10 protein-coding genes are annotated in these 11,730 nt (G+C 64.0%); 3 read left to right on the top strand and 7 right to left on the bottom strand.

Annotated features, from left to right (window positions below):
- Nucleotides 1–43: 43 nt before the first annotated feature.
- Both ACIPZB_RS02520 and ACIPZB_RS02525 read right to left on the bottom strand, forming a co-directional pair.
- Nucleotides 44–754 (bottom strand): PolC-type DNA polymerase III, encoded by a 711-nt coding sequence (locus ACIPZB_RS02520; RefSeq protein WP_400638869.1) that lies wholly within the window; start codon nt 752–754, stop codon nt 44–46.
- Nucleotides 751–2,688 (bottom strand): putative nucleotidyltransferase substrate binding domain-containing protein, encoded by a 1,938-nt coding sequence (locus tag ACIPZB_RS02525; protein ID WP_400638870.1) that lies wholly within the window; start codon nt 2,686–2,688, stop codon nt 751–753. The genes ACIPZB_RS02520 and ACIPZB_RS02525 overlap by 4 nt, the downstream gene beginning before the upstream one ends.
- A 190-nt stretch (nt 2,689–2,878) precedes the next feature.
- On the opposite strand from ACIPZB_RS02525, the gene ACIPZB_RS02530 reads away from it, so the two are divergent.
- Entirely contained in the window at nt 2,879–3,322 is a 444-nt protein-coding gene (locus ACIPZB_RS02530) for a response regulator (protein ID WP_400638871.1), read from the top strand.
- 128 nt (nt 3,323–3,450) lie between these two features.
- On the opposite strand, the gene ACIPZB_RS02535 is transcribed toward ACIPZB_RS02530, so the two are convergent.
- Nucleotides 3,451–5,628: a malate synthase G gene (locus tag ACIPZB_RS02535; protein WP_400638872.1), complete on the bottom strand. Its 2,178-nt coding sequence runs from the start codon at nt 5,626–5,628 to the stop codon at nt 3,451–3,453.
- Between the two features lie 456 nt (nt 5,629–6,084).
- Here ACIPZB_RS02535 and ACIPZB_RS02540 point away from each other — a divergent pair, with 456 nt between their 5' ends.
- Nucleotides 6,085–6,603, top strand: coding sequence for a glycine cleavage system protein R (locus ACIPZB_RS02540; RefSeq protein ID WP_008095353.1), 519 nt, complete (start codon nt 6,085–6,087; stop codon nt 6,601–6,603).
- Between the two features lie 383 nt (nt 6,604–6,986).
- Here the strand turns inward: ACIPZB_RS02540 and rarD are convergent, their stop codons facing one another.
- The 4 genes from rarD to ACIPZB_RS02560 form a co-directional block, all read right to left on the bottom strand.
- Entirely contained in the window at nt 6,987–7,874 is an 888-nt protein-coding gene (rarD, locus tag ACIPZB_RS02545; protein ID WP_400638873.1) for an EamA family transporter RarD, read from the bottom strand.
- Between the two features lie 64 nt (nt 7,875–7,938).
- Entirely contained in the window at nt 7,939–8,913 is a 975-nt protein-coding gene (locus ACIPZB_RS02550; protein WP_400638874.1) for a serine/threonine protein kinase, read from the bottom strand.
- A 139-nt stretch (nt 8,914–9,052) separates the two neighbouring features.
- Nucleotides 9,053–9,817 (bottom strand): TOBE domain-containing protein, encoded by a 765-nt coding sequence (locus ACIPZB_RS02555; protein ID WP_400638875.1) that lies wholly within the window; start codon nt 9,815–9,817, stop codon nt 9,053–9,055.
- A gap of 26 nt (nt 9,818–9,843) precedes the next feature.
- Complete coding sequence (locus ACIPZB_RS02560; RefSeq protein ID WP_400638876.1) at nt 9,844–10,581, bottom strand: ComF family protein; 738 nt, start codon at nt 10,579–10,581, stop codon at nt 9,844–9,846.
- 89 nt (nt 10,582–10,670) lie between these two features.
- Between ACIPZB_RS02560 and bioB the strand changes: the two genes are divergently transcribed.
- The gene (bioB, locus tag ACIPZB_RS02565; RefSeq protein WP_008095345.1) at nt 10,671–11,729 is read left to right on the top strand and encodes a biotin synthase BioB; all 1,059 of its coding nucleotides are present in this window, start codon (nt 10,671–10,673) and stop codon (nt 11,727–11,729) included.
- The last annotated feature ends 1 nt before the right edge of the window (nt 11,730 follow it).

Here is an 11,730-nt window from a genome sequence, read left to right on the forward strand (position 1 = left end):
GGCGGTGGCGTACCTGTGGGAGCCGGCTTGCCGGCGATAGGGCCTAAAGGCCGTGACTCTGCGCCTTGCGCCGCCGCCATCCGCGCAAGCGCTGTTCCAGTTGCAACGGGCTGTCCAGCTGCTGACGGCGGGCCTGGCTCAGCAGGATCAGTGCCAGCTCCGCCGTCACCTGGGCATCGGCACTGGCGTGGTGGCGCTCTTCGATGTGCAGGTCAAAACGGGCGACCCAATCGTCCAGCCCGGCTTCGCGCAGTACGGTATCGGGGTTGAGCATCGGGGCCAGTTCGGCCACATCGAGAAAGTGCTGCTGCAGCCGGTAGCCAAGGCTCTGCTTGAGTGCCCGGGCCAGCATGCGTTGGTCGAACGGTGCGTGGAAGGCCAGCACCGGGCTGGCGCCGATGAATTCGAGCAGATCGAGCAAGGCTTCGGCCGGGTCGCACCCGGCAGCCAGGGCACTCGGCCCCAGGCCATGGATCAGTACGCTGGCGTTGGTCTTCTGCGTCGGACGGTGCAGGGTGCGCTCGAACTGTTGGGAAAAGTCGATGGCCCCGTCTTCGATGGCAACGGCACCAATCGACAACACCTGATCGCGGCTGGGGTTCAAGCCGCTGGTTTCCAGGTCGAGGACGACCCAGCGTTGTTCGCGCAAGGAACAGACGCCCAACGGCGCAGGCCTGGGAAGGCGCGCAAGGCGCTCACGCAGGGCGTCGTCCAGCGGCACAGCGGCAGGGCGCAGCCAGGCGAACAGGCTCATAGCTGGTACCGCAGGGCCAGGCTGCTCTGCAGGCGCTGGGCCTGGCGCAGGGACTCGCGCAGGATGCGCCGATCCAGGTGGTTGAGGCTGTCCGGGTCGAGACGGTTGGAATACGGCAGGTTGTCGCGGCTCTGGCGTTGGTGTTGCTGCATGCGGGTTTGCTGGATGAAGTGGTAGGCCTCTTCATAGGCTGCGCCATCGAGTGCTTCGATGACGCCTTTGTCGACCAGCTGGCGCAGGCGCTCCAAGGTGTTGCAGGCGCCAATGCCATTGGCCAGCGCCAACAAGCGGGCGCCATCGACGAAGGGCGTCAGGCCCTGGACCTTGAGGTCGAGGGTGGCGGCCTTGTCGTTGCCCTGGCGGGTCAGCACGAAGTCGCGCAAACGGCCTACCGGTGGCCGCTGGCGCAGGGCATTGTCGGCCAGCATGCGCTGGAAGATACGGTTGTCGGCCACCTGTTCGAGCAGGCTCTGGCGCAGCTGCTCGCAGCCCTGTTCGTCGCCCCAGACCACACGCAGGTCGAAGTAGATGCTCGAACCCAGCAGGTTTTCCGGGCTTGCTTCGCGGATGAAGCCGGCGAAGCGCCGTGTCCATTCGGCGCGCGACAGGCACAGCTCGGGGTTGCCGGCCATGACATTGCCTTTGCACAGGGTGAAGCCGCACTGGGCCAGGCACTGGTTGATGTATTGGGCCAGTGGCAGCAGGCGGGCGCGGATGCTCTCGGCTTCGGCGCTGTCGCGGGCTTCGAACAGGATGCCGTTGTCCTGGTCGGTGTGCAGCGTCTGCTCGCGCCGGCCTTCGCTGCCAAAGCACAGCCAGCTGAAGGGTACGCCGGGGTCGCCGCGCTCGGCCAATGCCAGTTCAATCACCCGGCAGACCGTGTGGTCGTTGAGCAGGGTGATGATCTGGGTGATCTGGGTCGAGGAGGCGCCGTGGGCGAGCATGCGTTCGACCAGTTGACCGATTTCGCCCCGCAGCGATACCAGTGTGTCCAGGCGCGGCGCATGGCGGATGGTGCGCGCCAGGTGCACCAGGTCGACCCGTTGCAGGGAAAACAAGTCGCGTTCGGAAACCACGCCGCACAGGCGCTGGTGGTCCACCAGGCAGACGTGGGCGATGTGCCGCTCGGTCATGGCCATGGCCGCGTCGAAGGCACTGGCTTGCGGGCTGAGGTAGAACGGCTGGGCGGTCATGTGCCGGTCGATCGGCGCACCGAGGTCGGCGTCGGCCGCTGCCACCACCTGGCGCAGGTCGCGCAAGGTGAAGATGCCCACCGGGTAGCGCTGCGGGTCGACCACCACGATGCTGCCGACCTGATGCTCGTGCATCAGCCGCACGGCCTCGCGCAGCGGCGTATCCGGGGCGCAGACCACGGGGTGACGCATGGCCAGTTCGCCCAGCGGTGTGTTCAGCGAATACTGGGTGCCGAGGGTTTCCACTGCACGTTGGCGCACTTGCTGGTTGATCTGGTCGAGCAGGCTGCTGACGCCGCGCAGCGCAAAATCTCGAAACACATCCGACATCGAGAACAGGCGGATGAAGGCTGCCTTGTTCAATTGCAGGCAGAAGGTGTCTTCACCGGCGAGGTGCTCGGTACGGGTAGCGCGCTCGCCGAGCAGGGCGGCCAGCGGGAAGCATTCGCCGCTGGTGATCTCGAAGGTGGTTTCCACGCCCGGCTTGACCAGGTGCTGGCGTTCGCCGACCACGCGCCCCTGCTTGACGATGTAGAAGTGCTCGACCGGGCCATCCACGGGTTTGAGGATGCTTTCGCCGCTGGCGTAGAAACGCAGCTGGCACTGTTCCACCAGAAAGCCCAGGTGGCTGTGCTCCATCTGGTTGAACGGTGGGAAGCGCTGCAGAAACTGCAGGGTACCCTGGATGTTCTGCAGGACGGCTGTCCTGCCCGCCTGGCTGTAGGCGTCCTTTTTGCTCATGAAACTGACCGTATCGCTACGCCGAACTATATATATCTATATATAGGTGCCGGCCTTGTTGTTCTCGGCCCCCATGGTCGGCTGGCGGCCGTGTGGTGCCCATTGGACGTAAGTCTATGAGCGGGCTGTGATCAATTTCGCAAGGTGCGGTCCTACCGACTGAGCGGGCTATTTTTTTGACGAGACGACCATGGTTGAGCATGACGACATCCTGAGTGAAGCCGAACGTGAAGCTTTGGCCGTGGTGAGTGCGCCGGTTGCGCCGAAACCTGTGGTGCTGGTGGTCGATGACAACCCGGTGAACAGCGGGGCCTTGAGCTTGTACCTCAAGAGCAGGGGCATCGACAGCATGGTGGCCGATGGCGCGCAGGAGGCGATGTTCAAGCTGCACTACGAGCCGCGCATTGCGTTGATGATCACCGACCTGCGCATGGAGCCCAAGGATGGCCTGGAGCTGATCCGGCAGATTCGTGAGTCGGAGCGGGCGGCGTTGTCGATCATCGTGGTGTCGGGCGACACCGATGTGAAGGAGGCGGTGGACGTGATGCACCTGGGAGTGGTGGATTTCCTGCTCAAGCCGGTGGACCTGGGCAAGTTGCTGGGGCTGGTGAAGAAGGAGTTGAAGCTCGAATAGTGTGGGTGCCTGCTCTGGCCCTATCGCCGGCAAGCCGGCTCCCACAGGTGCAGCACCAGCCTTAGGGCTTGTGTTTTACCTGTGGGAGCCGGCTTGCCGGCGATAGGGCCAGAACAGCCCCCTACAATTTACAGGCCGTTACGCGCCTTGAACTCGCGACGACGACGGTGCAGCACCGGCTCGGTATAACCGTTCGGCTGCTGGGCACCCTCGACCACCAGCTCCACAGCCGCCTGGAACGCGACGTTGTCGTCGAAGTTCGGCGCCATCGGACGGTACAGGGCGTCACCAGCGTTCTGCTTGTCGACCACCGCAGCCATGCGCTTGAGGCTTTCCAGCACCTGCTCCTGGCTGACCACGCCGTGGCGCAGCCAGTTGGCCAGCAGCTGGGCCGAGATACGCAGGGTGGCGCGGTCTTCCATCAGGCCGACATCGTTGATGTCCGGCACCTTCGAGCAACCGACGCCCTGGTCGATCCAACGCACCACGTAACCCAGGATGCCCTGGGCGTTGTTGTCCAGCTCGTTGCGGATCTCGTCGGCCGACCAGTTGGTGTCGGCAGCCAGCGGGATGGTCAGGATATCGTCCACCGAAGCTGGCACGCGCGACGCCAGTTCGCGCTGACGCGCCTGCACGTCGACCTTGTGGTAATGCAGGGCGTGCAGGGTGGCGGCGGTTGGCGACGGTACCCAGGCGGTGTTGGCGCCGGCCAGCGGGTGAGCGATCTTCTGCTCGAGCATGGCAGCCATCAGGTCCGGCATGGCCCACATGCCCTTGCCGATCTGCGCACGGCCTTGCAGGCCGGTGGCCAGGCCGACGTCGACGTTGTTGTTCTCGTAGGCGCCGATCCACTTCTCGTTCTTCATGGCGCCCTTGCGCACCACGGCGCCGGCTTCCATGGAGGTGTGGATCTCGTCACCGGTACGGTCGAGGAAGCCGGTGTTGATGAACACCACGCGCTCGGCGGCCGACTTGATGCAGGCCTTGAGGTTGACCGTGGTACGGCGCTCCTCGTCCATGATGCCGACCTTGACGGTGTTGCGCGGCATGCCCAGCAGGTCTTCGACGCGGCTGAAGATCTCGGCGGCGAACGCCACTTCTTCGGGGCCGTGCATCTTCGGCTTGACGATGTACACGCTGCCGGTGCGAGTGTTCTTGCGGCTGGTGTTGCCATTGAGGTTGTGCAGGGCGATCAGGTTGGTGAACAGGCCGTCCTGGATACCTTCGGGGATTTCGTTGCCTTGGGCGTCGAGGATCGCCGGGTTGGTCATCAGGTGACCCACGTTGCGCACGAACAGCAGCGAACGACCGTGCAGGGTAACGCTGCCGCCATTGGGCGCTGCGTACTCGCGGTCCGGGTTCATGGTGCGGGTGAAGGTCTTGCCGCCTTTGCTCACGCTTTCGGCCAGGTCGCCTTTCATCAGGCCCAGCCAGTTGCGGTAGACGATGACCTTGTCGTCGGCATCGACGGCGGCGACCGAGTCTTCGCAGTCCATGATGGTGGTCAGGGCCGATTCCATCAGGATGTCTTTGACGCCAGCAGCGTCGGTGCTGCCGACCGGGGTGCTGGCGTCGACCTGGATTTCGAAGTGCAGGCCGTTGTGCTTGAGCAGCACGGCGGTCGGTGCGGCGGCGTCGCCATGGAAGCCGATCAGCTGGGCATCGTCACGCAGGCCGCTGTTGCTGCCGCCCTTGAGGGTGACAACCAGCTTGCCGCCTTCGATGCGGTAAGCGGTGGAGTCGACGTGCGAGCCGGCCGCCAGTGGCGCGGCTTCGTCGAGGAAGGCGCGGGCGAAGGCGATGACCTTGTCGCCACGCACCTTGTTGTAGCCTTGGCCTTTTTCCGCGCCGCCTTCATCGCTGATGGCGTCGGTGCCGTACAGCGCGTCGTACAGCGAGCCCCAGCGGGCGTTGGCGGCGTTCAGGGCGAAGCGGGCGTTCATCACCGGCACCACCAGCTGCGGGCCGGCCATGCGGGCGATTTCTTCGTCCACGTTCTGAGTGGTGGCCTGGAAGTCTTCGACTTGCGGCAGCAGGTAGCCGATTTCCTGGAGGAAGCTTTTGTAGGCTACGGCGTCATGGGCCTGGCCTTTTCGCGCCTGGTGCCAGGCGTCGATCTTGGCCTGCAGCTCGTCGCGCTTGGCGAGCAGGGCTTTGTTCTTTGGGGCGAGGTCGTTGATGATCTTTTCTGCCCCGGCCCAGAACGCATCGGCTTTGACGCCAGTTCCAGGGATCGCTTCGTTGTTGACGAAGTCGTACAGGGCCTTGGCGACCTGAAGGCCACCGACTTGAACGTATCCAGTCATTGCTTGCCTCACCTCTGCTCAGCTATTTCGCTTTCGCTCTTCTGTATTAAGCCTGTAGCGCTTCTCTAAACACGGCACCAGTGCTTGCTCTCGTCATCCACGAGCGCGGCTGGGTGCGGCTCGCCAGACAGGCTGGCGGGCGGTTGGCGTATTTTCACAGGCGCCTTGGCAGACATCGAAACGACGTTTTGTAGTCCGCGCCAGCGCATACTACATGAAGCAGCAGGCAGGTAAACATCAGACTCAAAGCGCCGCTCTGCGACCGTGTGGTCGCGTCGGGTCACGCTGGGAGTGGCTATGTTCGCAAAAAACCGGTGGATTGTTCCAGATAAATCTTGAAACAGTACACGATTAGTTCTGCGAACTGTCCTGCGGCAGGTTGCCGCGCCTTGCCTATACTGAGTCGATCCCCCGTATTTTCGCCGTTTCAGGCGACCTGACGCAGAGGAAGGCCCTGTGGATCATCTTGTACTGACCGTGATTGCCCCTGACAAGGCCGGCCAGGTCGAACGCATTGCCCAGTGCATTGCCGACCATAACGGTAACTGGCTGGAGAGCCGCATGTCGCGCATGGCCGGGCAGTTCGCCGGGATCTTGCGGGTGGCGGTGCCGGCGGAGAATTACGATGAGCTGGTGAAGTCGCTGCAGGCGCTGAGCCAGTACAGTATTCGGGTGTTGATCGCCGAAAGCGGCATCGAACCCTCCTGCACCTGGAAGCCCATCGCGATGGAGCTGGTGGGCAATGACCGGCCAGGGATCGTGCGTGATATCACCCGTTTGCTGGCTGACCACGGCGTGAACCTGGAGCGCTTCACCACCGAGGTGCGCCCCGCACCGATGAGCAGTGAGCCGTTGTTCCATGCCGATGCCTTGCTGGCGCTGCCGCTGACCTTGTCGCTGGATGAGCTGCAGCAGAAGTTGGAGAGCCTGGCAGATGACTTGATGGTGGAGTTGAAGCTGCGGCCGGAAGATTGACCCTGGATTGCCGGGGCCGCTTCGCGCCCCATCGCTGGCAAGCCAGCTCCCACAGGAATCGCGCCAGCTTTTAGAAATTGAGCAAGACAGTTGCTCCCACAAGGTTGAGCAGCGCCGCGAGCAATGTGGGAGCCGGCTTGCCGGCGATTGGGGCGCGAAGCGGCCCCGAGTTTTATCCCGATATAACGGGGACGGCCCTGTGGATAAGCTGGGGGCGCACCTCGCCAGCCCAACAAGGCCGAGCCCTCCCGCGATTTGAGCAAAAAACACCCAGTTTTCAGTGGCTTGTGCACAAACCACGGGGACGAGGGTGTGGATAACCTTTGGAGATCTCTGTGCAGGCCACGAACGACGTGGCCTGCACAGTTCTGATCGTTTTTTGATCAGGCTCGCTTGCGCAGACTCAGCCACGCATCGACGCTGTACAGCGCCAGGCCGGCCCAAATGCACACGAACGCCACCAGGCTGCTGGGTGACAAGTGCTCGTCGAACAGCCATACCGCCTGCATCAGCACCAAGGTAGGCGCCAGGTACTGCAAGAAGCCCAAAGTGGTGTAGGGCAGGTGACGCGCCGCAGCGTTGAAGCACACCAGCGGCACCAGCGTCACCGGCCCTGCAGCCATCAGCCATAGCGCCTCACTGCTGCTGTAGAACGCCGGCTGGGCGCTCATTGCGGTGGGGTTCAACAACAGCCAGCCCAGCGCCAGCGGGACCAGCATCCAGGTTTCCACCACCAGCCCAGGCAGCGCCGCGACCGGCGCCTTTTTGCGGATCAGGCCGTAGAAGCCGAAGCTCAGCGCCAGCGCCAGCGATACCCACGGCAAGCTGCCAACCTGCCATACCTGTTGCGCCACACCGAGCGCCGCCATGCCCACGGCCACCCATTGCAGGCGGCGCAGGCGCTCACCCAGCAACAGCATGCCCAGCAGCACGTTCACCAGTGGGTTGATGTAGTAGCCGAGGCTGGCCTCAAGCATGCGACCGTTGTTCACCGACCACACGTAAGTCAGCCAGTTGCCGGCGATCAGCGACCCGCTGAGGGCGAGGATGGCCAGCCGCTGCGGGTTTTCGCGCAGCTCGCGCCACCAGCCAGGGTGTTTCCACACCAGCAGCAGCAGGGAGCCGAACAGGGCTGACCAGAGCACCCGGTGGACAATGATCTCCACCGAGGGAACGTTCTGAATGGCTTTGAAGTACAGCGGGAACAAGCCCCAGATGATGTAGGCACCAAGGCCCAGGATGTACCCGTGGCGCGGGTTTGCGGCGTGCATGCAGAATCCTTGCTTAGGAAGCTAATTGAAGCGACGCCTATTGTAGACAGAGCGAGGCGCGCTTCTAGAACAATTTCAGCGGTTGTTCATCCAGCGCGGCCAGTTGTTCGCGCAGGGCGAGAATCTGGTCGCCCCAATAACGTGGCTGACCGAACCACGGGAAGCTCGGCGGGAACGCCGGGTCGTCCCAGCGCCGCGCCAGCCAGGCGCTGTAGTGCAACTGGCGCAGGGCGCGCAGCGGCTCGATCAGGGCCAACTCGCGCGGATCGAAATCGTGAAACTCGTTGTAGCCATCGATCAGCTCTGCCAGTTGTCCCATGCGCTCTTCGCGGCTGCCGGCGAGCATCATCCACAAGTCCTGCACTGCCGGGCCCATGCGGCAGTCATCGAGGTCGACGACGTGGTAGACCTCGTCGCGGTGCATCAGGTTGCCGGGGTGCAGGTCGCCATGCAGGCGGATGACCTTGTGGGGCGTGCGGGCGTAGGCGTCTTCGACGCGCTTGAGCAGGTCGCGGGCTACGGACTCGAACGCTGGCAGCAGGTCTTTGGGGACGAAGCCGCCGTCGAGCAAGGTGGCCAACGAGGCGTGGCCGAAGTTGTCCACAGCCAATGCCTCACGGTGTTCGAACGGGCGTGCCGCGCCCACGGCGTGCAGGCGGCCAAGCAGTTGGCCGAGGCGGTAGAGCTGGTCGAGGTTGCCGGGTTCCGGTGCGTGCCCGCCACGACGGGGGAACAGGGTGAAGCGAAAACCCTGGTGCTCGAACAAGGTCTGTCCTTCGTGCTGCAGCGGGGCGACCACGGGGACTTCGAGGTCGGCGAGTTCGGCGCTGAAGCGGTGCTCTTCGAGGATCGCTGCGTCGCTCCAGCGGCCCGGGCGGTAGAACTTGGCGATCAGTGGCTGCGCATCCTCGATGCCTACTTGGTAGACGCGGTTCTCATAGCTGTTCAGCGCGAGGACGCGGGCGTCGCTGAGAAAGCCGAGGCTTTCCACGGCGTCCAGAACCAGGTCGGGGGTGAGGGTGGAGAAGGGGTGCGACATGAGTGCTCCGGGGTGGGCTGCAAGGGCTCATGGTATCAGTGCCGGCCCCTTCGCGGGACAAGCCCGCTCCTACCGGATCCCCGCCGTGTGTACCTGTGGGAGCGGGCTTGCCCCACGAACCGCGCGAAGCGCGGCCAGACTAAACGGGTACCCCCAGCAGTACGCTGGAGGGATGGAACTGCACACGCACCTCGCTCCCCGCCTGCAGGGGGTGCTCCACAAGCCACTGCACCTCGGCAAAGGCATACAGCGTCTGCCCGTTGCTCAGCGCCAAGCGCACTTCACTGGGTTCATGCCCGTCTTCAAGTACCTCTTCGACGGTCGCCTTGAGCACATTGCTACCTGCTTCGGCGTCGTCGCGTACGCCCAGCAATTGCACCCAGCCCGCCTTGAGCAGCGCCACCACCACGGTGCCCAGTGTCAGCTCCAGGCGCTCGGTGCTGTCATGGGTGATCAACGCGTCGATCTCCAGCCCGCCGCCCAGGGCCAGGCTCACCCGATCATGCCGGCCTTCCCGGCGCAGACCGCTGACCTGGCCTTGCAGCTGATTGCGGGCGCTGGTGCGCAGCATCAGGCGCCCGAGCAAGTCGAGGTCGCTGGATTCTTCGGCAGCTTCCAGCAGCTGTGCCTGCAGGTTCTGCAGGCGTTGATACAGGCGCAGCACGCGCTCGCCTTCGGCCGACAGCCGTGCACCACCACCACCGCGGCCGCCGGTGCTGCGCTCGACCAGGGGTTGGCTTGCCAGGTTGTTGAGTTCGTCGATGGCGTCCCAGGCGGCCTTGTAGCTGATACCGGCGGCCTTGGCGGCGCGGGTGATCGAGCCTTGATCGGCGACGTGCTGCAGCAAGGCGATGCGCTGGGGGCGGCGGGCAATGTGTTGGGTGAGCAGGGCGGGCAGGGACATGATGGCGCCTATCTGGGACTGACCCGTCAAGCTTGCCCCGGTTTTGCCGTGCGTGCCAGGCAATACACATCGATCCGGCCTGCCCCGGCCCGGCGCAACAGCTGGGCGATGGCCTGCGCGGTGGCGCCGGTGGTCAGCACGTCATCGACCACGGCCACGTGCATGCCTGCGAGCGATACCTCATCGGCCAGCGCGAAAGCCTGGCGCAGATTGCGTCGGCGCGCCCTGGCATCCAGGCTTTGCTGGGCAGGCGTCTCGCGTGTACGCAGCAACAACCGCTCGTTGCAACGGATGCCCAAGCCTTTCGACAGCCAGCGCGCCAGCATGCCGGCCTGGTTGAAGCCGCGCTCGCGCAGCCGACGCCTGGCCAGCGGTACAGGCAACAACAAGGCGGGCTTCAACAGGCCTTCCTGAAAACGATGGCGCAGGTTCAGGCTCAGCAGTTCGGCCATCAGGCGGCCCACCGGCCATTGGCTGTCGTGCTTGAAGCGGCTGACCAGCGTGTCCAGCGGAAACCCGTAGTGCCAGGGTGCGATGACCTGATCGAAGGCGGGCGCGCGGCGGCTGCATTGGCCGCAGGTGAGGCCGGCCATCGGCAAGGGGAGTGCGCAGCGCAGGCAGTATTCATCCAGCCAGGGCAACTCGTGCTCGCAAGCGCCACACAGCGGGTAGGGCTGCTCGGCCGGTTCGTTGCAGAGCGAACATGAGTGATCAATATTCGTACACTTGTAAACCAGAGACTTTAACCATGGTTGACAGTTCATAGGCCTTCAATGACTATGCGAGCTATCCGTGATGCGCTGGCGGGCACTTGTGCCTCGGCGCCAGCTACAGCCTAAACAAGGAAACGCCGATGAGCGCCAGCACAACTGCAACAACACGTCACGACTGGTCTCTGCCTGAGGTCAAGGCACTGTTCCAGCAACCGTTCAACGACTTGCTGTTCCAGGCGCAGACGGTGCACCGCGCGCACTTCGACCCGAACCGAGTACAGGTTTCGACGCTGCTGTCGATCAAGACCGGCGCCTGTCCCGAAGATTGCAAATATTGTCCGCAGTCCGGCCACTACAACACCGGGCTGGAAAAGCAGAAGTTGATGGAAGTGCAGAAGGTGCTGGAAGAAGCCGCACGGGCCAAGGCCATCGGCTCTACCCGCTTCTGCATGGGCGCCGCCTGGAAGCATCCGTCCGCCAAGGACATGCCCTACGTGCTGGAGATGGTCAAAGGGGTGAAGGCCATGGGCCTGGAAACCTGCATGACCCTCGGCAAGCTCGACCAGGAGCAGACCGCGGCCCTGGCCCAGGCCGGCCTGGACTACTACAACCACAACCTCGATACCTCGCCGGAGTTCTACGGCAGCATCATCACCACCCGTACCTACAGCGAACGCCTGCAGACCCTGGCCTACGTCCGTGATGCCGGGATGAAGATCTGCTCCGGCGGCATCCTGGGCATGGGCGAATCGCTCGATGACCGCGCCGGCCTGCTGATCCAGCTGGCCAACCTGCCCGAGCACCCGGAATCGGTACCGATCAACATGCTGGTGAAGGTAGCCGGCACGCCGTTGGCCGAGGAAGAAGATGTCGACCCGTTCGATTTCATCCGCATGCTGGCAGTGGCGCGCATCCTCATGCCCAAGTCCCACGTTCGGCTGTCCGCCGGCCGCGAGCAGATGAACGAGCAGATGCAGGCCCTGGCCTTCATGGCCGGTGCCAACTCGATCTTCTACGGCGAAAAGCTGCTGACCACCGCCAACCCGCAGGCCGACAAGGACATGCAGTTGTTCGCTCGCCTGGGCATCAAGCCCGAAGCACGCGAAGAGCATGCCGACGAAGTGCACCAGGCCGCCATCGAGCAGGCGCTGGTCGAGCAACGCAGCAGCGAGCTGTTCTACGACGCTGCGTCTGCCTGAG

Source organism: Pseudomonas sp. NPDC089396 (assembly GCF_044749545.1).
Classification (GTDB): domain Bacteria; phylum Pseudomonadota; class Gammaproteobacteria; order Pseudomonadales; family Pseudomonadaceae; genus Aquipseudomonas.